We start from the raw sequence: 21,735 nt of genomic DNA, 5'->3' as shown, positions 1-21,735 counted from the left end.
GTCTATCCACTTTTTTCAGCCGATTCCTTTATGCACTGCATAATCGATCCGACAGTGAAACCCACACGATTCGGCGATCCGTTTGGTCTCGGAATCTTCGTACCAAATTTTCCTCCTCCAGCCTACTAATTAAGCCTGAAGTTGTGCTGTTTGACAAATCAACAGCCTTGCTAATGTCCCCCATCGTTTTTGGCCCATTTCCAAGAATTTCGAGAATCAATACTTGTTGCCAATTGATTTCATTTGTCTCTAGCTCTTTTTGTGCAATATTTGAAAACAAGACATTGGCTCCCCGTATAAGCTTGGCCAGCTTGATCAGTTCCTTCATAGTGCCCTCCTTTTCCCCTTTCCTATTGTTAGCTACGCTCAGCATAGGCGAAATTATTAAAGAAAAAAGGAGGTAAGAGATAAAATTTTTCTTAAGCTTCCCTAAAAAAATCCCGTCCCATGAGAGGAGACGAGATTTGGAAGTGACGTCGAATCACTTATTTGGCTGTTTGAAATACATCTAGGAGTAGTCCCGTGTTCTCTTCCCCATCCGCTTCCCAGCTCGTCGCAAATTTGACACGGTGAGAAACGCCCAGCAAATCATACGCTTGTACGAGATGCTGCCTCGCAGAACCCACAATCAAGCTGTGCAAACGAACTTGTTTCTGCTGGCCTAAAGAGATGAGCTTTTCTTGGACATAAGGAGAAATGCCTCCAATTCCATCTGTTACCATGACAAAATCTGCTCCACGCCACGCCTGTTCCTTTTCAACCAGCTCGATGGCTCGCTTCATCGGGGCGTCAAAGTGAGTTCCACCGCCAAACGCCATTTGCGCCAAGCCGTAGAAGGCAGGCCAATCAGGTTTTTTGTGATAAAGCGGTTGCTCTTTGATCTCGCCTTTTGCCCCGAACAAGAGGAGGATAAAATCACGCTTTTCCAGCATCGAAAGGGCGGCAAACGTCATGAGGAAGATTTGCGCAAGCCGCAGCTTACTTCCTCGCATCGAATGGGATGTGTCTAGCATACAGATTACCGGACCTTTTGGCGGTTCTTCCACCCATCCCGAGGTATCGTAGGTCATGAGCTTTTGCTCCAGCCATTTGAGCATGAAGTAATTCTCGAAGTCCGGATCAGCAAGAAGCACGGCTTCACCAGGCAGCATGTGTGCAATATCGCCCGATTGCCGCAAATCATAGTATTCCTCAGGAAAATGTCTGGAGCGAATTTCTTTGCGCTTCACACGAAAGCGATGAACTTGCCTTCCTACCTCGTTCAGAAAAGCAACCAGGTCAGGATGTCTCTTCAATTTCTCAATCCATTTCAAATACTGCTCAAAGCTTTGCCTGCGCAGCTTGCCTAGCTCATGACCCCAGCTTCGGTTGGCAAAACGCTGACTGGCCGTAAATACCTCTTCAACAAAAAGCGTATCGAGTTCTTCAGCGGATAGCGTCGCCTTTAACGATTGCTCCAGCCATTGTCCCAGCTCTTTTTCAAAAGCGGCAATCGCTTCCTTCTCTTGCTTTTGGAGTCGTTCCAGCTGCTTTTCCCTCTGAGCGAGGTCACTCTCCAGTTTTTTCACCTTTTGCAGAAGCTTGGTCCGTTTCGTGAACTGGACTTTCATTTCTTCTTGCAGCTCAGTAATACGATTTTGCAACGACAATACCTCTGCCCGCACTAACGGCTTGGTGTCCATGGCCTCTTGCTTGTCTTCCACGACCCGCTTCCCCTGTTGAAGCGTATAACCAACTAACTCGAGCTTGGTCTTTTGTTTTTCTGTCAGTAGCTCGGAAAGCTGTGCTTGTTGACTTCCTTCCTGACCTTGCTGGTCTTTTAAGCCAGTCAAGAGCGGAGAGGGCCGCTGATCCTTCTCCCGCTGCTTCACTTCCTCGGAAAACGTCTCTGTCAGCCACAACAAGGCCTTGATTGCGGTTTTGAACGACGCACTTTCCTGCCCGACTGTACGAGGATGAATCATGCGTGTAAAATACTGCTTCATGAGCGTACGAATCATCCAATGATGAAAAGGAGTGGATTCTTGCGTCAGATCGATCTCCGGCTTTTCCAAATAAAAGACGAGGAAAAAATCGGCCAAGAGCTCCAAATCAAACCATGCTGCTCGTGTTCGCGCCTCATGAACCCATTCCTGAGCAGTGCGCGAAGAGGCGAGGTATGTTTCAAATACATAGCGATCAACACCACTAGCGCGAATGATCATACGAACTACCCCCTACAACGTAAAATCATAATCCGCCCCAGGGATTTCCTTGTCAAAAATCGTCCGATACGTGCGCTGTAGCTGCTGCAAAATCCGTTCGCCTTCAATTCGCAGGTACGAATATTTGACCGCGTATTTTTCTACATGCGGAATCAAGCGGTTTTTTTCCAGAACATAGGCATGCAAATCGTGTTCCCGCTTCTCCCACTGAATGAGACGATTACGAAAGTCTCGCGCCGTCTCTTCCACCTCATCGCGACTCTCCTCCAACAACCGGACATTGTGCTCCATCGCTTCCTTGCCCAGCTTTGCGCCCACTTCCTTTTTAAACTGGAACGCATGCAGCTCCGATTCTTTTTCCTTCCATTTATCTGCAATTTGTCCGAAGCGTTGGAGTGGTAATTCGTTCTCCATATCATTCTTCAGCATTTCCGTAAATTGTTGTTCAAACGCTTCTTGCATGACCGTCAAGTCCTCAGGAACATTCCACAGCATATGCGGAGTGAAAACGGTGTCCCAGATTGTCACCTGCTCACGTCCATGCAAAGCGGCAGAAGTACGCCATACATGCGCAATTTTGCTCCAGCGACGGTCGGAGAGCACATACTCTTTTGCTTCCAGGTCTTGTTTTAGACGGTACAAGAAATAAATGATGGTTTCTGGAATGACCACTTGCTTCGCTGTCGCTTGAATATCCTTTACGTCATACAGAGAGAACACAACCGGAAGAGGCGTCGTTGGCACTGAAAACATGCGCTCATAGCTTGCAGCATGCTTCAAATAGTGAACCTCATAGCGGAACAGGAAGCGGTCATACAGAGCGGTCAATTGATCATCGTCATCGGGAAGTTCATTCGATGCAGCGATTAAGAACTGCAACGGAACCTCCTCTTTTTCTCTGCCGTTGAAATAAATTCGTTCGTTCAATATAGAAAGCAGCGCATTCAAAATCGCGCTGTTCGCTTTGAAAATTTCGTCCAAAAACGCAAACTGAGCGTTAGGCAAATAGCCTGCTGTTTTTCGTACGTATTGATCCAGTTTCAATTGTTGAAGAGAGACTGGACCGAATATCTCATCGGGCGTCGTAAAACGGGTAAGTAAATACTCAAACCAATGTTCCGATCCAAAAAGCTGAGAGACAGACCGTGCTAGTTGAGACTTCGCAGTTCCCGGCGGACCGATTAACAAAGCATTTTCCCCGCTCATGATGCCGAGCATTAAAAGGCGAATCAATTCACTTCTTTCCAGGAAACGGCGCTCCAAAAGCTCAATTGCTTGGTCCATTTTACGTTGGATGGGTGTAGTCGAATTCATCGTAGTTGGCTGCACGACGAACTGGTTAAGGACGTCGATGTGCCGATCCCCCTCTCTTGCTTGGAACCCAAATATTCGTCATTCATTAATAGTGGCATATCATGGACAAAAATGCCAGTTTCTCCGTTGATACACTTGTCCGCTCTAGGATGTGCGTTCACCCATGGCCTATTTTTCGCATATGTTGTGACATCAAGGTACTTTCATCGGAGTAACGAAAAAGGAGGGTGCGACATGGGAATCGAGCTTTTGTGGATACATGGTGTGTACGTCTTGTTTGTGATCGGCATTATTCTCGTCATGGTTTTGCGAAAAGATACGAGTCTGATTAGTATCGTGGGCATAGCGATCCTCGGTTTCGTCGCGACAGGGTCTGTGACAACGGCCGTCGGTGGAATATTCGGCAGCTTCATCTATGCGATTACCGAGCTATTGCCGACGATTTTAGTTATCTGTATCATCGTTGCCATGAGTCACGTTTTGACCGATACGGGCGTAAATGAAACGATGATTCGACCGATGACCCATTTGGTTCGAAATCCTACATTGGCTTATTGGGTGATCGGGATCGTCATGATGGTCATTTCCTGGTTTTTCTGGCCTTCTCCAGCTGTCGCACTGATCGGTGCTGTCATGTTGCCCGTGGCATTGCGAGCTGGCTTGCCTACGATGGGTGTCGCCGTTTCGATGAACTTGTTTGGACACGGGATTGCACTGTCCGGTGATTTTATTATTCAAGGGGCTCCTACTTTAACGGCCAAAGCTGCAGGAATTCCAGTCTCGGACGTGATTACAGCCAGTGTGCCTCTCGTTTTCATTATGGGTGTTGTGACAACTGCAATCGCATTCTGGTATTTGAAAAAGGACATGAAGCTCGGCGTGCTTGCGTCTCCCAAAGAGACAGTCGTATCCGATGATGTTTTTACTTCCGTACGAGTCCCTTTGTCAGATGGCGTGCGTCGTACGTTGGCTGGACTTGTGCCGGTATTATTTATCCTCGATGTCGTGGCCATGTTTGCTTTTGATTTACGCGGAGGCGATGCAACGGCGCTTGTAGGCGGAACCGCCTTGCTCATTCTCATCATCGCAACGATGCTCGCGCACAAGCAAAGTGGTCTCGAGCAGGTAACCACACATCTCATTCAAGGCTTTCAGTTCGGCTTTAAAGTATTTGGTCCGGTCATCCCGATTGCTGCCTTCTTTTATATGGGCGACAGTGGGTTTATCAAGGTGTTTGGGGAGGTCCTGCCGCAGGGTTCACATGGAATCGTGAATGACCTTGGCGTGGCGCTTGCACATACGATTCCGATTAACAAGGAAGTAGCTGCTCTTACTGTATCCGCAGTAGGTGTCATTACAGGGCTGGATGGCTCAGGCTTCTCCGGGATTACACTAGCTGGCTCTTTGGCTCAGCTGTTCGCAACTGCTTTGGGTGCCGGTGCGGCTACGTTAACAGCGCTAGGACAAATTGCCGCCATCTGGGTCGGCGGTGGAACGATCATTCCTTGGGCATTGATTCCGGCTGCGGCGATTTGTGGCGTAGACCCTTTTGAGCTGGCGAGACGAAATCTGTATCCCGTGGCGATCGGACTTTTGGTGACGACAATCGTGGCCATGTTTCTTTTGTAAAATGTCAGTTTCTAAACGAAAAAGCGAATGGTCACGTGCCATTCGCTTTTTTTCCTTGGTTGGGTGTGAGATAGACAAGTTTTCTCATTCTGTTTTTCTCCGAAACTCATACACTTGTACTAGCATCTATTTGGATGGGAAAGGAAAAAACCAGTATGAAGTTGTGGGGAAAAAGTATCCAGGTCGCAGCAACGTACATTGGAACCGTCGTAGGCGCCGGGTTTGCGAGCGGTCAAGAAATTCTCGCGTTTTTCACCGCCTACGGCCATGCCGGAACAATCGGCATCCTGCTCGCCACATCTCTTTTTGTTTGGCTGGGCTACAAGATGATGCTAATCGCTCATCAATTGCGCACACCCTCCTATGAATCCTTTAATCAAAAACTGTTTGGACCGATGATCGGTCGTGCGATGAATATTTTGGTCTTTCTCACCCTTTTTGGCGTAACGACTGTCATGTTGGCAGGAGCGGGATCGGTCTTAGAGGAGCAGTTTGACATTCCGTATTTGATCGGGACCACAGCCACCGTTTTGTTCGCTCTGTTGCTTCTGCGAAAAGGGTTGGAGCAACTACTCGTCGTGAATGCGATTGTTGTTCCGTCCATGTTATTATTCGCTCTTCTCATTTTGCTGGATGGCACCGCAGAATCTCCCATGCCTCTTTCAACCCCATCCGATTACTCCTTCTTATGGAAAACAGTCTTATACGTGTCCTTTAATTTGGCCATGGCCCAATCCGTTCTCATCCCGATCGGCTATGCGATCCGCGACAGGGTCGTTTTGTTTCGGGCAGCCGTCATTGGCGGGGTCGTGCTTGGATTCATGCTCCTCGTCGTCCATACGGCTATGTTGGCCAACTGGGACGATGTCCGTCTCATGAATATCCCCATTCTTTTTGTAACGGACCAATGGAACGAGTGGCTCCAGCTGTTCTTTGTTTTCGTGCTCTATTCCGAGATTTTTACCACACTGATTTCGAACGTGTTCGGGATTGGTCAGCAGTTGCGTGAATTATTGGACGTTCCGGAATCGCGGCTTTACTTGTATTTATTCTCTACTTCTTTCGTATTGTGCCTAATTGGGTACAGTCAGTTGCTCATGTTTTTGTATCCGTTGTTTGGGTATTTGGGGTTGTCAACGATTTGTCGGATTTCGGTTCCAGGGAATGTACTCAGAAAGCGGTTTTGATTGGAAAACGATGAACATTCCCGATACCGGATTCATTTCCATATCGTTCGGATTTAAGGTGATCGAAAGGTCTGCACAAAAGTATTACCCCCGTAATTTTTTTAACAAACAACAAAGAACCTCATTAAAAACCGAACAAATATTGAAATAGTAAATATAAATTTCGCGTTTTCTTATCTCAATCTTTTTACTTTCGCAGTACTTCCGCGTACTTTTCGATGGATTCCTGTTCCATGAGCCGAATCAAATTCATCGTCTTCCTTTCCCATTTCTCGATTTGTTCCTCTTCATAAAGTATTTCAATAAATGGTTCGTACAAGCACGGGCTTTTGGTTGCGACAGGATGTTTTCGGTCCACTAAATGAGCCCAACCTAGATATCGCTGGCAAATCAAGTATGCGATGGCGCCTTCATCAGTTTGTAGGAGCGGGTAGTCATGGGATAGCTTTGCCAGAATGAGTTCTGTATGATCAGAAGCCAAAGGTGATTCAGAAAGATCTTTTCCTAGACGACTCTCTAAATGAGTGAATGCAGCTTTCAACGTTTCGTCATTTCTTTTTGCCATACCAAAGCCTCGCTCCACCGTATTCCCGGTTTTCTTATCCCATTTCACGCGTTTGATTTGATCAATGGCATACTCTACATTCCGATTTTTCCAGGCTTCAGCTGTTCTGTGATACACATCGAATGGATCTTTACCAGCCCTCACCTGCCAACTTGAGGGATGAAAGGCGCTGCCACCAACCTCAATAAGTCCATGATCTACACGTATACTTCCTTCGAGTGCATATAGTAAAAGCATAGGTTCATAGATTCGATAGATGTGAGCAGCGATCTCATTCCCTTCTTTGGCACAAGTCATATAGTACAGCGTTAACTTACTAACGGTTTGTGCATGGTTACCCCTCATTCTTGTCACGACTGTATTTTTCTCATCGATATCAAGCTCAGCCGGTACACCTGCTGCACGATAGGGATGAAAGTACAATGGATGCACGTTCATTGGATGAGCTTCGATGAATACGTGGATCCGTCGCAAATATTCATGGAACAGTAAATGATCCACGTTGTTCTCAGCTGAAGTACTTCTATGATGATGGTGATTTGCCAAGCTGGCTATATACGTGATCAGCATTAGAATCCGTTCATCTCCATTGCACAAAGCAAACTCCAGCAGACTTTGATCAAAATCTTCGTTAGGTAGTACAAGCCCAGGAAATTTCAATAAAAAGTCTTCGATTGGTCGCTCTCTTTCGTAGGTTTTCTGTCCCGTGACATACAAATAGATGTCCTTCGCTTCCTTTACCTGGGGAACGGTGATCCTGGAATAATCACAGGTTCTGTATAAACGAGATTGAAAATGAAACATTTCCATCGTATTCTTGACTTCGGCACATTCACGATCATATTGGTAGGAGCAATCAAACGGAAACCCACGCAGAATGGAATAACTGCTAAGACCGAGCTGCGTAAGATCAGCGACTTCCATCGCATAAGCCACCGCATATATTCCACTTCCATTTCGAACATGAACATATAACCTGCCATCGTGACTCTTCCACCACGTTTGATATCCCTGACTCGCCTGCTCAATAAGAATAGGTTTCTGTTCTATACTTGAGAGCCAATGCTCAACGCCTGACTGTTCTATCCGTTTTACTACCCATTGTTTTTTCTCTCGCAGCAGGCTGTATTTGACACTTTCACTCTCTAACAGTTCCTCGATATTTTCGGCAAATACTTGAAATTTAGTATAGTGTAGCGTATACAACCTGCCGTCCTCATCTATATAACCAGCCTTACTCAACCGATCATCCATCACATGAAAACACTCTACCAGCGTTTGTCCTTCAAAATTCAAAACCGCTGGTATTCTCCGTTCCTCACCATCTCGATGAGCAAAATCCCCCCATATTTCTATGCAAAAACTATTGTCGATCTCACCCCCAAATGAATAGCTCAATCCCCCGTACTTTTCCTGCACATCCAACAAAGCGTTAAAGGCTGGAATTCCATGCTGTTGGAGGATTTTTCTTACTTGCTCTCTGTCCGTAATGGTTGCCCTTCTCGTACATTGGCGAATAAAAGCCTTCGCTGTTTCTGACAATTTGTCACCGTCAGGCATATTCGTAGCCTCCTTTCGAGATTTTGGATTTCATTTTTACACGAATGGTAACATTTGTCACAGTTGAAACGTCATAGATTACGGCCCAACTCATCAACCTACTAGAAAGGAATACCTATCGTGAAATTTTCTACCTTATTAAAAACCATGCTCGTTCTGTTCCTCACCTTCTTCTCTACTTCGCCAATCAAGGCCGAAGAACAGCAAGACCCATCAAGCGAACCGCAATTACCAGTGGTGTATCAAAACCTGCAAATCCCGTCTCATTTGACAGAGCCATTCTTTCTTTTCACGAAGCAACCACTTTACAAGCACGATTCACCTCCAAAGGCTTACACCATGTCATTGGTTTCACCGTCTGGAAAAGTAATAAAAAGCAATTATCTCGCTTATAAAAGTGAAGTGTACCCGCTCCGAAATGGGTACGGTTATTTTTATAATGGCAGCTTTTTTAAGCATGTGGAATATTTGGTCTACGATAAGCAGGGCAACGTTTCACTGATGGGTACCTGTTGCGATGTTGCTTTCAAGCAAATACATGGGGAATGGTTTACGGGCACGGACTATCCGGGAAACCTGCCGTATCTGTACAATGCCAAAACAGGGAAAATTACCAAGAAGTTTTCGGACGCGGATCATCCATTCTAATTGCTTCCAAAAAGTATGCGTTTATCCACCCAACACCCGATGGTCACTTTCTCGCTGTGACGAAAGCCAACAAGCAATATACCTTTGCCAAAATTAATGCGGCAGATAAAGTCGTCTCCCCTCAACAATATGTGCTAAATAAGCCAGAACTAATGAAAGAGCTCAAGCAGACGGGACAATTGTTTCATACTGATTCCCAGATCATTGCGAACACAGCTAACAATCAAAGCTTCAACTTTCCACATCAATTGCTGATCACCCCTACGAATGAGACCGTTGCCATCGAGTACACCATCTCGGGGACCAAAAAGATTGGCGTGTATACGCATGACGGCAAGCTGATCTATGAGGAGATTTCAAATAAGTAGGTACAGTGAGCCTGGCTTCTCTTAAATTCTCATACTAACAAATAAAAGCACGACCATCCCCTGAAACAGGGGGATGGTCGTGCTTTTTCCTATTAAGTTCCTTGTACTACCAAGTGATTATTCCAATCCAGCAGGCTTTTCCCTTCCATCCAACGGATACCACCGAAGCACATCACGCGGTGGGCTTGCCAACCCTTCCTCCAGCAAGACACACTTCCAAATTTCTTCACCCGGCCCATCGGTAGTATCTCCGTCATTGATAACAGGACCATTCTCATATACATAGTTCGATATATTCCGCAGGAAACTCGCGACCTCATTCGGATCGTAGGCATCCCCATTAAATACCGCCTCATGATCGATCGCATCCAACTGCTGCATGCCGACGGTATCCATCAAGAGCCATCCTTCTGGAAGATTGAACAACCGGACATTGGACCACAGCTCCAGCGGAAGGAGCTGTATTTGCTCATAGCGTAGATTCAGCTCTTGCATCAGCTCGCCAGACGCGAGGCACTCCCCATTCGGATTAAAAAAGCAAAGGGCTTCTGGCATTTTCATCAGCGACTCAGCAATGGCAGTGACAGTCATCAACTCCGGGAGCGCTTCATAATCCTCAGGCAGTACAGGAGCCTGATCGTTCGACTCTCCCAACACGAAAGAAGAACGAATACGGAGAAACGCTTTGTGCTCGGATGCAGCTTGCCGCCCTTCGGGATATCCCCACGACTGCTGAGCTGCCCGCTCCAGGCTATTCGAGAATGTAAACGGTCCGAAAAAGCCCATCGACCAAGCCCCAAACAGCATCGTATCTTCTGCCGGGTCTCCCATTGCATCCGGCCAAGGCTTATCGACGACATCGACCTGAATATATCCGTTTACTTCTGGACGATACGGAATAAGCAAGCTAGGGCCGCTGAACACCCATTGGTCGAACGTTTCCATGATGTTGGCAATTTCAAATTGATCCTTGAGCATGTCTGCTATTTTGTGAATCGGAACCGCCGTTGACAGCAGGACGGCAACCCCTTGAGAATACATACCTTTTGGCATATCGTCATCTTCTTTCCATTGTATTTTTATCAGTCATGGCGTACTTTACGTAACTGTAAATCCAATCGCTTGAAGTTCCTTGATCGCGAGTTCCAGATCAACTTCCGGATTCAGCTCCGTAATCATTTCTTCGGTAATGGCAGTATTTGAAAACGTGTAACCAACTACATCAAGCGAAACCTTCACCTCGTAGTAAGCCTCTGCCCACTCTACATAGTCTTCTGGAATATCATATATCATCCCAAGTAGAAAATCTGATCCGTCATCCAGCCCTTGCGGATTATGTACGTCTCCCGTTTTCCACACGTGATCAGTAGATTCTCGCCATAAGCAAAACGTAACATCCTCTTTGGTAAGCGCTTCGTCATCGAGTCGATGAAGCAAAGCGGGAGGGACTTGCTCATAGATACCAGGCCAAACCTCGTATTCTTCCCTGGCATGAGGACTCATTTCCGATTCATGATCAAACCCTTTTACAATAACGCCCTCGGGGGTGAACAGGATGTAAAGATCGTCGCCTGCTCCGTTGTTAATGCTAGCGAATGTTGTGTTTTCGTCCCATTGTGGAGCGAACTGATATCTGCGCAGCCATTCCTCCTGGCACATTAGAATATCCAGAGCACTCAAGACGAGCATGCGCTGTTTTAATACTTCAGGTTGTAGGAAAGTATTTGGCCAACTTTTCATTTGCATCCACCTTTACGATTTAGATACTCCCCCTAATCCCAATCCAAAAAACCTTCCACGGACAACTTTTCCTCCCCGCATTCGGGACAAGTCGGCGAATACCCTTGATCCAGCTCCTTGTCAATCGGTATAGATGGCATTTTCTCTGAACACCGTGGACAATCATAGCTTTGTAAATACGAATCAGTGTCCGACTGCAAGTGCAAATAGTGGGCATTTAGCAGGTATTTGCATTTTTCGCAAACATATAGACCATGGAAGCAGTTATACTTTGTACGATCGTCCTTCATAAATTCTCGGATTCGCTCCTTGCCAGCTGGATCCTCGAACCATTCTTCGATTTCGCTCAAATAACCATATCTGAATCCAACGCCCATGTACACATTTTGGTTGTATGAGCAACGTTCACAATGCAGCTTATAAGCTACACCCATGCTATCTCCCTCCCCATGTGAGAAAATTCTCTTCACGATGTGAGTAGTACATCTAGCAGACTAAAGCCAATATTGACCAACACAACCACAACTACACCGCGAACACTAACGCCACCAAGCTTTCGTGTATCTTCTATATCAAGCATGGCGTTTTTACTGTGCGCTTTTTTTATTTTCCGAACAGCCGACACATAGTATAAAAAATTGCTGGTTAGTCCAAATATCGCTCGTTGAAATAATGCAAAGAGTATGTACACTTCATTAAAGGTAGCATCATCGAGTGCCATTGCACCTAAGGCAAAACCCACAAAGAGGTTCACCAAATAAATAACGGTCGCCCATCCATACATCTTCCGATAGGCAAACCATGCTACGCCAAAAAGTGCTGCTCCCCAATTCCATGAGAGTCCTTTCGCCCGCCAAGCCTCCAAATAGTATTTATGATGGTGGACATAGGCGGACAAGAAATTCAAGGTAAGATGTGTCTCCAAGCTTTCTCCTCCAAAGCTATTTATCTTTATCTCGATCCTCTTTTAATTGACTTATCCATTTTTCTATTTGTTCCTCATCGAAAATGATGATTTGGCTTCCATTCTGAGGTCTGTCCACCCAACATTCTCCGATCTCAATTGCTGTATCGATTGTCTCCTCGTCTGTTTTCGTAAATAAATCTTCTTCATCTGAGCGCCATCTAGACCAAAACAGCCAACACCATTTTGCCATTTCTTCATGGGAAAGTTTACTTGTTCTTGATTTTTCAAGTAGTCGAAGAAGACTCTCTTTGTTGTGAGGAAAATCCTCCAGGTTGATCATGAACACGACAGCCACTTCCATTTCAAATTTGAATCCAAGCCGCAACGCCCACTCATTATACCAAAAATAGCCAAGCCATTCGACTGCAACCCAATTGTTGATGGGATCGTGATATGCATTTTCCATCTACGCAAACAGACACTCGTTGGACGAGCCTAGTGTCTTTTTATGTCTACCTTCTAAATACTGATGCCAAATCTCACTTGACCTTCACATTAGCGTAAACGTTTAGACTACATGCAGAAAGATAACTCATTCACTCAAGGAGGAACAAAAATGAACAACTATACAGGGAAAAAAGCAGTCGTAACTGGAGGGACACATGGCATGGGCTTGGCCGTGGCAAAAGCATTACTGGCAGGTGGCGCCGAGGTCATCGTCTCTGGTCGCAATCCGAAAAATGCCGAAGAAGCAAAACGTGAGCTGGGCGAACGGGCACATGTTGTGGTGTCTGATGTATCGAACATGAAGGATGTGCAAGCATTCGGAGACGATGTGGAAAAGCATTTTGGCAAGATCGATTTTCTCCATGTGAATGCAGGCACTTCCATTCTGGAACCGTTTTTGGAAGTCACTGAGGAGACCTACGATCGGATTTTTGAGGTAAATACGAAAGGGGCATTTTTTACCGTCCAACGCTTGGCGCCGCTTATTCATGAAGGAGGTGCGATCGTTTTTACATCTTCTGTAGCAGATGAAGGCGGCTACCCCGGCATGAGCGTTTACAGTGCATCCAAAGCGGCATTGCGTTCCTTGGCCTCCGGGTTTGCGGTGGAGCTGCTAGACAAGGGTATTCGCGTCAATGTCGTGAGTCCCGGTTTCATTGATACGCCTTCCATGGGAGTTGCCGGATTCACAGATGCAGAACGCGCTACCTTCCAGGAGCTTGGCGATAAGGTTACACCAATGAAACGTCATGGTTCATCAGAAGAAGTGGCGAAAGCCGTGCTTTTCCTCGCCTTTGACGCTACCTTTACGACTGGTGCGAGGTTAACTGTGGATGGTGGTATCGGGCAAAACCTACATTCGTTGTAATAAGACGGCCCCGAAGCAGCTGATCACTTCGGGGCCGTGACTATGAACTAGCTCGTAACCTTTTTTCCACGGGTAATGGATATTTGCCTCTCGAGCGTTTTCTTCCACTCCTGGAGTGCCTCAATCTGTTCGTTCACTTTGCTGAGCTTTTGTTCGTAAATCGCCAGCATTTCCTCGCAATATTCGTAATCATCGGGAGATGCTGCTTCCCCTCTGAACAACGTTCTGATTTCATCCGCCGTTAACCCCAGCTTCAAGTAAAGTTGAATCATCTTGACGCGCTTGACTGCCGATTCATTGAAATGGCGGTAATCATTTTCCAGTCGTTCTGCCTGTAGCAAGCCCTTTTCTTCATAATGACGGATCGACCGGGTACTGACATTGGTTAATTGGGATAACTCGCTTATTTTCACGGAGCAAAGGACCTCCTCGTATGAGTATGCTATCCCCATTATATGCCAGAATGTCAGGTATCCATATCGTTTTTGATTACGAATCTATCATTGTATTTTCGTTGATTTTTGACCTGCTTTTGACGAAAAGCAATGTCGCTCCCATCAGCATCACAACTAATGCTACTACGGCAAAAGGCAGGTGCTTATTCAGCTGGTACAGGCTTGTGCTGAGAATCGGTGCGATGACAGCGGAAATTCCTTGGACCGATGCCACAAGTCCCGCTACGCCTCCTTGCTGTTCACGAGCAACAGCAAGGGAAGCCCCTGCCATAAACCCTGGCATCATAAGCCCAGCTCCAACACCAAACAAGAAAAATGCTACGTAATAGACGATCACATTGATAAAGAAAAGAAAGAGAGCCAAGCTGATTAGTAAGAGCACTGCCCCAAAAAGAATGAGCGATCTTGGTTGCCATTTTGGATTTTTCATTTGCAGTCCTTGTGTGACAATCATCGCTACACCAGAAATCATAAGGCCTACTGATAACATTCTGGCGGTTTCCTTTGTTGTCAAAGACAACTGATCCTGAAAATAAAATCCTCCAACGACTTGTAAGGTGATAATGCTGAGCATCGTTGCCAAACCGGCAAACAAATATAAGGGGAGACCTTTCTGAAAAGGTTTCACCTTGGGAGGTTTTTCGTGAATAATGGGTTTTTGAGCTGGAATCAAGAAGCACACGATACCTAATGCGACAATCGGCAACACTGCACCAATGTATAACGGCCAAATCAGACCGATTAGCGCAAAGGCGGCAGCAATCGCTGGACCAAGAACGAGACCCATCCCATTGGCTGCACCGATTAAGGCCATTCCTGCCGCTCGACCATTTTCGCTCGTGACATCCGCTATATACGCCTGCGCTGCAGATGGAACCGCTGGGATAAACATACCGATCAATCCGCGTGCCACAATAAGCAATACAACGAGTAGCCCGCCACTGATTACCTGCGATAATCCTGCGTACATAGTCGCTGTGAACAAGACATAACTCACAAACATTCCGAGGAAACCAATGACAATGACCGCTTTCCTTCCTTTGAGATCGCTTAACCGCCCCCAGACAGGTGCCATCACCGCCATTGCAATAGAACCGAGTGAAATAATGAGGCCAGAGTGAATTTCACTGAGGCCTAATTCACGTATAAGCGGCGGCATTACAGGGGCAATAATCATCAACCCCACCATCGCCACAAATACACTCAAAAATATACTAAAACGGATTCGAAACATCGCACATCCTTCTCCTTCCAAAGCGCACGGCTTTTTAATAAAAATGGTAAAAGAAATGCGTGACCGCTACTACCTAAGAACGGAGAGTTTATGCCCCGAAACGGATTTTGTTTGTGGTTAGTCTTGGGAAATAATAAAAATCCATCACGAAGTTCTGAAAAAAAAGATAGCCTTCACCTAACTTGCTTTTGCAAGGTGTAGGACTATCTTTTAAATGGTGCTCTTCTCCAGAAAACATAAGCTAGAAGAAAAAGTTTATATGTGAACTCCAGAATTTTTTACATGATAAATAATATTTGATCGTTCTATAGAGTCAATATCAATAGGCGGGAGTAAAATACTATCACCTAGAAGGGTTAACGAAGGAGTTTTTGCGTTAGCTGAATTGGTAGCATTTATATGAAGTGCACTTACCCCGACATAAGTTCCATCAACTATTTCATCCATTAATTGGCTGTCTGTAAGGATAACTTTATTAGAAGTGACATTTCCTGTTGATTCAATATTTACATTTCCACTCGACATAGAAATAGATTCACTTACATCTAAAATTTCATCCATTAATTCACCATCTGTTATGAGAACCTCGCTTAGTTGAGACCCCTTTTTGTCGAAATTTCCTGTATCATTGATAGAAACATTAACGCTACTTCGTATACCATTAGCTGCATCTACTATCTCATCAACTAATTCACCACCAATAATTTCAAGTTTATTTCCAGAAACTTTAGCCGATGAGGTCATGGTAAGATCCATAACCGTATTCGTAAAATCATCCTCAATATCCACAGTTTCATCAATAAGTTCACCTTCGATAATTTTTACTTCTTCACAATCTATATTACTAGTATTGTTCAGATTTATTTTTATGGTAGACGCATTAGAAATTTCACTATCGATTACCTCGTCAACTAATTCACCTTCTTCAATAAACAACTGTTTCCCATAAAAATTGGAAGAATCATTAAAATTTATTTGAATATTCGAAGTATAATACCCCTCACCGTCTAAGGTTTCATCAATTAACTCACCTTCATAAACAGATAATAGGGGACTAGTAACATTTGAAGTCCTTAATAAATTTACATGTACAGTTGAAGTATACATATTTTCCATATCAAGCATTTCATCAATAAGTTCACCATCTTTTACTTCTACCTTAGTCAGTGCATTAACGTTTCCAGTATCAACAAATTTCACTTCAATTTCACTAGAATTAATGTCTTCAGAGTCAATTAATTCATCGATTAATTCACCATCCATAATGGTAATTGATTTTGATGATACGTTGCTAGAATTTTCAATATTAAGATTTATTTTGCTATTCGAGATGACTCTACCATCTACAATTTCATTAATTAATTGCCCTTTATATATACTGAGTATTCCCATATTTCCCCCTGATTTCGATTTAATATTAGCGCTATTGTTAATATTCACATTAATCTCTTCAGAGTTAATAGTTGTGGAACCTGAATCAGAAAGTACATTTATAACACTTTCAATCAAACTTCCACCCCCAATATGTAATGTAGAGTCATTATTAGCTAAAGTAACATTTGCTGAATTATTGATATTTACGTTTACACTACTTTTAGAAGCAATCGTCCCAATTATTAAATCTTTAATGAAAGCAGGCTCTATAGAAGTTGTATCTTCAAGAAGATTATCATTTTCATCGTAGTTTTTTTCTCCTACAATAAGAGTATTGAAAAGTTCTACATTGGCGCTATTATCAATATTTATCGTAACTGAGGCGCCTTCCCCTATATTTCTAATTAAACTAGGGATAAGTGAACTTGAGTCTGTATCAAAATGAAAATTATCAAATGTTGAATTTTTATAGTTTGAAATAGAAATGACTATATTTGAATTTGGTTCTATATCAATTGGTGTTGGTGAATGAAATGGAGTTTTTTCGCCACCATCTTTTTGTATATAAATGCCCTCATACCTATTACTCATTGAACTGAGTCTAAGCGAGGGAGAAGGGATAGGCAGTTCTTTATCATAGGTTACGTTTCCAGAGCCAGTTTCTTTAAGAATTAAGTTCCCAACTCTTTCAACATTTATATCACCGGATCCATCATCAATAATAACTTTTTGTGTAACATCTTTAACAGTTATATTACCAGCATCATTTGTAATATCAACATGACCATGGACTCTGCTAACATGAACATCGCCGGATCTATCTGCTATTTTTATGGAACTATTCATATTTCTTAAGTCAATACTACCAGAGCCATCCTCTATATCTAATGTTTGATTTGAGCTTGGAGCATCCAAAAGGTTACGATTATTGACTTTTATATTCCCTGATTTGTCTTTTATTGATAAATTACTAGTATTTTCAATATAAATGTCTTCTTCATTATCCATAATAGATACTTCTCCAGAAAGATCATATAATTCAAGGATGCTTTTTTTATCAACAATTTCGATATTTAAGTAGGGTGGCAAAGTAATTAATAAATCTATTATTTCTTTTTTTTCAACCTTTCGATTTATTGATAAATATGCTATATCCTTATCTTGCGTTAAATTAAAGTCTATATTATCAGGATTATTGATAGTTGTTAAATGAGCATCTATAGAACTAGCATTAGGAGTGCCTCGAATCGTAAGTTTGTTGATTGAAGAATGAATAACCAATTTTGTTATATTGTTTTGAGATATAGGCAATTGTTTGGCATAGGTAAGATCTGGAGTGATAAAGATAGAAGTCAAAAATAAGATAATAAGAAGAAAAAATGAGATTTTTTTCATAAAGCCCCTCCTGGTAAAATTTGGTTTTTAAGTAATTATATAATTAAATGTGTAAGGTGAGGGGTATAAAATTGTTAATTTTAAGAATAATCACTCTTTAGACAAAGAAACATCCCTGCTGAGACGGCAAACTTCAACCCATGCAGCGTGATGGAGCGGACCATTGCTTTCGATGTTACGCCTTGATCATTCAGCCTGTTTTCAAGCAACCATGACTGCTGCTGGACAGGCTTGACACCAACTGCACCAACTGTAATCAGGTAGCCTACTTCATTCTGTGATTGTGATGCCACTAATGAGGCTACCCATGTCCCGTTTCGGCTTCTTGTCGATACTTTTCCCGTTCAGAAGAGTTGGACCCGTGTACCAACACAATTGCAGGATGTTTACCTGAAGCATTCGGAATCAGAAGCGTACCTTCCAATACCGTTGTTCCGCTTGCATTCTGACGTACTGAAGTGCTTTGTTCATTGGGTCACCCTTCCTTTCCATAAAAAAAGAGACTACCCAGTACCATTATCGCTTCTGGATAGTCTCATAGGTTCTATGTTGTTTGTACTACCATTTTTTCTTAGGAGGACAAGGTGGCGGAAATGTCGGTTTTGGTGGGGGTGTTGTTGGAATAGGAACTTGTTGATCTTGCAAAACCTTCAGACCAATACGCAGGACGATTTTTTCACGAACGGTCGAGAATGTTCTGGTTGTGTCTTTGCAACGCTTACTTTCCAAACCGATGTCTAATTCGGTGAATTCCGTGAATAACAGCTCACAAAACGGTCTCTCGTTGTAAACTTTTCGATTGCCGAACAAACCTACGTTAATCTTTGCCGCATGACCCGATTTATTCAAATATTCGCCGTGTGACTCAAAATCTGGTGCCAGTTGCAAAGTCGGTCCTGTAGCCGGAAAGGTCAGATCCGTACAGAAATCGAATGGAATCAGCGCCGTTGTATGCCGTACATCACCGCATACAGCAGTTCCCGTTGCTTGATCGACTGTGGTGTACTCGATATGTTTGCGAATAAAACCACTGACAAACAACTTTGCAGACAACGGGCTGAATGTGGGAACTAGCTCACATTGCTCTAGAATGACACTCTTTAATACCCGAACGATCTCCAGTGCAGGCTTCTCCAAATGGACATTAGCCTCCACACATACGACAGCAGCCGTTTCTGCCAACGTTACAGGTACTTTAATCGTTTTAGGAAAAGTGGTTTCGGTTGAAGCCATTCCAAACATACGGGCGTTTTCCACCCTGCAGCTATTTTGCGTAACTTCAGTTTGGCCACATTTGCAGCCATCACCATGTATACCCATTTTTACTCACTCCTTTATTAGCCACCTACTCTCTTTATATTATATGGACTAGATTCAACATGGATTTGGCTAATGCCAAGCGTTATCGGCCCTTTTTTCTAGAACAGACTGTTTACCTTCTTCGTTATGTATGGGGGCGGAACGGGAACCAGCTGCTTCCGATACCACCATACACGACCGCTAATGGTTGCCAAGCCGCTGAACCCCTTCCATCCTGATTGCGAATGGGTGAGCGGATCTGCCGTGATGTTGATTTGCCAGTCCCCCGTTTCTACCCATCTATTGGTCGGACAAGCTGGAGCTGTAAGGAGAATGGCACTTGTTCCTACATTTTCTTTGGGCAAGGAAGGTCGTAATACTGTGGAGGTAAAGGGAATGCGAATCGTTTCATGCTCTACTTTTTGCGAATGGACAGTGAACCCCAAACCCTTGATTTCCACCTCACCTGACAGCCAGACAATCTTTTTGCTATCATCGTGGCGAACGTGTTGGACATCGATCTTACTTTGACATTCCATCTCTTTCCAATCAAGCTTCCAGGGCACGCGTAAGGAATGGACCCATTCTACGTCCCAAATTTCTTCTAGGAAAGCAACCTGCATGAACGATTGACCCGCCTTTTCCACGTAGACTACCTTTGCTTGAATCAGTTCTTGCTGAGGTCTGTTGTTTTCTTGCATAAGATCCTTGGCATCCATGGAGGTGGGAGAAGTGGACTGTGGTGTGACTTGTTCAGTAGCTGTCTGATTGACCGGAATCCGGGGCGCGTGGTTTCGTTTGCCCTTCGGTTTCTTGGAGCGATACAATTTCTGCTTATCCATGGCACCTACCTGACGCTGCATCTGTTCCTTCGGTGCGACAAAGAGGAGCGGGAGTGATGCACTCGACTTTTTCAAGGTGCCTCGATGGTTAAGAATTGGCTTTCTATTCTTAGGATTTTTCTTGTCAATCGGCATGTCCTCACTCCTTTCCATCCAAATACTCCTCCCTTTATCCATACGTGATCGCCCGTCAGGTTGTATAGACACTTGCCCTTTCGGCAAACAATTCGTCTTCCCATGTCAAAAAAGAAAAACCCTCTCCCTAAAACCCGAGAAAGACGTTGCCCCGCCTTGCCAAAATGATGAATTACCGACCGCCCCCCTTGCTTACAAGAAAAAGACATCCGCCCATGTAACGGATGTCTTGCTCACTACGATTCTTCATGGCTGAGCTTATCTTTTATCAGGTAACGGCATTTCACTTGTCCTTCCGCCATACACGAAGTGCGTTCTACATGCGCGTCTACTAGCGACTCAAACAAGGAGATCTCGCATTGACATGCTTGGCGATGGCCAATGGCTACTTGTAGGAGAGGACAATTTGCTTCTTCGAGCGTATACAAACCATCTCTGATTTTTTCCAAGTGAGGCATGTATCCTTCTTCCTTTTGTATGCTCGCCAACGTTTTCACTCGCTGGTCAAAACCTTGACCTCTCATTATCTCTCGATAGGTTTGCAGCATCCGCGCCTTTCGCTTCTCAAATAATTGATCGACGAAAGTTTCCCCATACAAATCCTGAATACCCGCCACCATCTCTGTAGCTAAATCGCTGTAGTGACGCGGAAATAATTGTACACATAGGCTGGTCTGCCTGTTCGTTGGCGAACGATTCGAGATTCGATATACCGTTCCCTATGCAAAACATCTAAATGCTTACGCACCGCGACTTTAGTTATGCCGAGATGCTTTGACAGTTCCTGTACACTAACCGAACGGCGCTTCTTAAGCAACACCAAAATTTCTCGACGTTTTTCCTGTTCTTGAAAATAGACCGCATGTCTGTTCATGGCTGGACCTGCCTTAGCGGATTGCTTCGTTATACAAACGATTGACTTCCTCCCAGTTGACCACATTCCACCACGACGAGACAAAATCAGGGCGTTTATTTTGATACTGCAAGTAATAAGCATGCTCCCACACATCTACGACCAATATCGGCGTTTTGTTCTCCATAAAAGGAGTATCCTGATTGGGCGTGCTCGTCACTTCCAACTTGTCTCGGTTGACAACGAGCCATCCCCAGCCTGAACCGAAACGACTGACAGCTGCTTTTGTCAATTCATCCTTCATTTCCTCAAAACTTCCGAAATACATGTCGATTCCTTTCGCAATATCCCCTGTTGGTTTCCCTCCGCCAGTCGGACTCATGATCGACCAATACAAGCTGTGTCCATAATGCCCGCCCCCATGATTTCGAACTGCCATGCGAATGTCTTCCGGGATATCCTCCAAGTTACTGATTAGTTCTTCGACCGAAGCATTCCTGAACGGCGAGTAGTTTTCTAGCGCCTTGTTTAAGTTGGCCACATACGTTGCATGATGCTTTCCGTGATGAATTTCCATCGTTCTCGCATCGAGGTAAGGTTCCAGCTCATCATAGCGATATGGCAGTTCCGGTAACGTAAAGGCTTCCATTT

At 44.3% G+C, this 21,735-nt stretch carries 23 protein-coding genes; 5 read left to right on the top strand and 18 right to left on the bottom strand.

All coding sequences use genetic code 11. The annotated features are described in order from the left end of the window. Window positions 1-28: 28 nt before the first annotated feature. From HPY27_RS05335 to HPY27_RS05325, 3 genes are all read right to left on the bottom strand, one after another. Window positions 29-328 (bottom strand): MarR family transcriptional regulator, encoded by a 300-nt coding sequence (locus HPY27_RS05335; protein WP_017248611.1) that lies wholly within the window; start codon window positions 326-328, stop codon window positions 29-31. A 157-nt stretch (window positions 329-485) separates the two neighbouring features. Further along, on the bottom strand, window positions 486-2,204 hold the full coding sequence (locus tag HPY27_RS05330; protein ID WP_174224494.1) for a hypothetical protein: 1,719 nt from the start codon (window positions 2,202-2,204) through the stop codon (window positions 486-488). A gap of 12 nt (window positions 2,205-2,216) precedes the next feature. Next, window positions 2,217-3,518, bottom strand: coding sequence for an AAA family ATPase (locus HPY27_RS05325; RefSeq protein ID WP_174224493.1), 1,302 nt, complete (start codon window positions 3,516-3,518; stop codon window positions 2,217-2,219). A 234-nt stretch (window positions 3,519-3,752) separates the two neighbouring features. On the opposite strand from HPY27_RS05325, the gene HPY27_RS05320 reads away from it, so the two are divergent. Beyond that, window positions 3,753-5,147, top strand: coding sequence for a hypothetical protein (locus HPY27_RS05320; RefSeq protein WP_174224492.1), 1,395 nt, complete (start codon window positions 3,753-3,755; stop codon window positions 5,145-5,147). A gap of 155 nt (window positions 5,148-5,302) precedes the next feature. Further along, on the top strand, window positions 5,303-6,334 hold the full coding sequence (locus tag HPY27_RS05315) for a YkvI family membrane protein (protein WP_174224491.1): 1,032 nt from the start codon (window positions 5,303-5,305) through the stop codon (window positions 6,332-6,334). Between the two features lie 187 nt (window positions 6,335-6,521). On the opposite strand, the gene HPY27_RS05310 is transcribed toward HPY27_RS05315, so the two are convergent. After that, entirely contained in the window at window positions 6,522-8,459 is a 1,938-nt protein-coding gene (locus tag HPY27_RS05310) for a hypothetical protein (protein WP_174224490.1), read from the bottom strand. 120 nt (window positions 8,460-8,579) lie between these two features. Here HPY27_RS05310 and HPY27_RS30050 point away from each other — a divergent pair, with 120 nt between their 5' ends. Both HPY27_RS30050 and HPY27_RS30045 read left to right on the top strand, forming a co-directional pair. Further along, entirely contained in the window at window positions 8,580-9,107 is a 528-nt protein-coding gene (locus HPY27_RS30050) for a hypothetical protein (RefSeq protein ID WP_254612832.1), read from the top strand. 56 nt (window positions 9,108-9,163) lie between these two features. Further along, on the top strand, window positions 9,164-9,475 hold the full coding sequence (locus HPY27_RS30045) for a hypothetical protein (protein ID WP_254612831.1): 312 nt from the start codon (window positions 9,164-9,166) through the stop codon (window positions 9,473-9,475). A 117-nt stretch (window positions 9,476-9,592) separates the two neighbouring features. On the opposite strand, the gene HPY27_RS05300 is transcribed toward HPY27_RS30045, so the two are convergent. Genes HPY27_RS05300 through HPY27_RS05280 form a run of 5 tightly spaced genes read right to left on the bottom strand, consistent with a single transcriptional unit; the run spans window position 9,593 to window position 12,588 of the window. After that, the gene (locus HPY27_RS05300) at window positions 9,593-10,528 is read right to left on the bottom strand and encodes a DUF4261 domain-containing protein (RefSeq protein ID WP_174224489.1); all 936 of its coding nucleotides are present in this window, start codon (window positions 10,526-10,528) and stop codon (window positions 9,593-9,595) included. A 45-nt stretch (window positions 10,529-10,573) separates the two neighbouring features. Then, window positions 10,574-11,215 (bottom strand): hypothetical protein, encoded by a 642-nt coding sequence (locus HPY27_RS05295; protein WP_017248887.1) that lies wholly within the window; start codon window positions 11,213-11,215, stop codon window positions 10,574-10,576. 32 nt (window positions 11,216-11,247) lie between these two features. Beyond that, entirely contained in the window at window positions 11,248-11,649 is a 402-nt protein-coding gene (locus HPY27_RS05290; protein ID WP_017248888.1) for a hypothetical protein, read from the bottom strand. Window positions 11,650-11,681: 32 nt separating this feature from the next. Beyond that, window positions 11,682-12,140, bottom strand: coding sequence for a DUF2628 domain-containing protein (locus tag HPY27_RS05285; protein ID WP_174224488.1), 459 nt, complete (start codon window positions 12,138-12,140; stop codon window positions 11,682-11,684). 16 nt (window positions 12,141-12,156) lie between these two features. After that, a complete protein-coding gene (locus HPY27_RS05280; RefSeq protein WP_173621904.1) occupies window positions 12,157-12,588 on the bottom strand; it encodes a hypothetical protein in 432 nt (143 codons plus the stop codon). Between the two features lie 150 nt (window positions 12,589-12,738). Here HPY27_RS05280 and HPY27_RS05275 point away from each other — a divergent pair, with 150 nt between their 5' ends. Beyond that, entirely contained in the window at window positions 12,739-13,497 is a 759-nt protein-coding gene (locus HPY27_RS05275; protein ID WP_017248891.1) for an SDR family oxidoreductase, read from the top strand. A gap of 47 nt (window positions 13,498-13,544) precedes the next feature. Here HPY27_RS05275 and HPY27_RS05270 read toward each other — a convergent pair whose 3' ends face one another. The 9 genes from HPY27_RS05270 to HPY27_RS05235 all read right to left on the bottom strand — a co-directional run bounded on the left by HPY27_RS05270 (window position 13,545) and on the right by HPY27_RS05235 (window position 21,733). Then, on the bottom strand, window positions 13,545-13,910 hold the full coding sequence (locus HPY27_RS05270; RefSeq protein WP_069844919.1) for a MerR family transcriptional regulator: 366 nt from the start codon (window positions 13,908-13,910) through the stop codon (window positions 13,545-13,547). 76 nt (window positions 13,911-13,986) lie between these two features. Then, window positions 13,987-15,186: an MFS transporter gene (locus tag HPY27_RS05265; protein ID WP_173621906.1), complete on the bottom strand. Its 1,200-nt coding sequence runs from the start codon at window positions 15,184-15,186 to the stop codon at window positions 13,987-13,989. Between the two features lie 255 nt (window positions 15,187-15,441). Continuing rightward, window positions 15,442-17,955, bottom strand: coding sequence for a hypothetical protein (locus tag HPY27_RS05260; RefSeq protein WP_174224487.1), 2,514 nt, complete (start codon window positions 17,953-17,955; stop codon window positions 15,442-15,444). An 80-nt stretch (window positions 17,956-18,035) separates the two neighbouring features. Further along, the gene (locus HPY27_RS05255; RefSeq protein ID WP_017248895.1) at window positions 18,036-18,248 is read right to left on the bottom strand and encodes a hypothetical protein; all 213 of its coding nucleotides are present in this window, start codon (window positions 18,246-18,248) and stop codon (window positions 18,036-18,038) included. 265 nt (window positions 18,249-18,513) lie between these two features. After that, entirely contained in the window at window positions 18,514-19,275 is a 762-nt protein-coding gene (locus tag HPY27_RS05250) for a CsxC family protein (RefSeq protein WP_069844915.1), read from the bottom strand. Between the two features lie 98 nt (window positions 19,276-19,373). Continuing rightward, a complete protein-coding gene (locus HPY27_RS05245; protein ID WP_174224486.1) occupies window positions 19,374-20,249 on the bottom strand; it encodes a hypothetical protein in 876 nt (291 codons plus the stop codon). Window positions 20,250-20,467: 218 nt separating this feature from the next. Continuing rightward, window positions 20,468-20,830: a helix-turn-helix transcriptional regulator gene (locus tag HPY27_RS30040; RefSeq protein WP_254612830.1), complete on the bottom strand. Its 363-nt coding sequence runs from the start codon at window positions 20,828-20,830 to the stop codon at window positions 20,468-20,470. A 29-nt stretch (window positions 20,831-20,859) separates the two neighbouring features. Then, window positions 20,860-21,105 carry an ArsR family transcriptional regulator gene (locus tag HPY27_RS30035; RefSeq protein ID WP_254612829.1) on the bottom strand — a complete coding sequence of 82 codons (246 nt, stop codon included), beginning with the start codon at window positions 21,103-21,105 and terminating at the stop codon, window positions 20,860-20,862. A 13-nt stretch (window positions 21,106-21,118) separates the two neighbouring features. After that, the gene (locus HPY27_RS05235) at window positions 21,119-21,733 is read right to left on the bottom strand and encodes a superoxide dismutase (RefSeq protein WP_174224485.1); all 615 of its coding nucleotides are present in this window, start codon (window positions 21,731-21,733) and stop codon (window positions 21,119-21,121) included. Window positions 21,734-21,735: the final 2 nt, after the last annotated feature.

The sequence above is a fragment of the Brevibacillus sp. HB1.1 genome (genome assembly GCF_013332445.1).
Classification (GTDB): Bacteria; Bacillota; Bacilli; order Brevibacillales; family Brevibacillaceae; genus Brevibacillus; species Brevibacillus porteri.
This window is presented reverse-complemented; position numbering and strand designations above follow the sequence as displayed.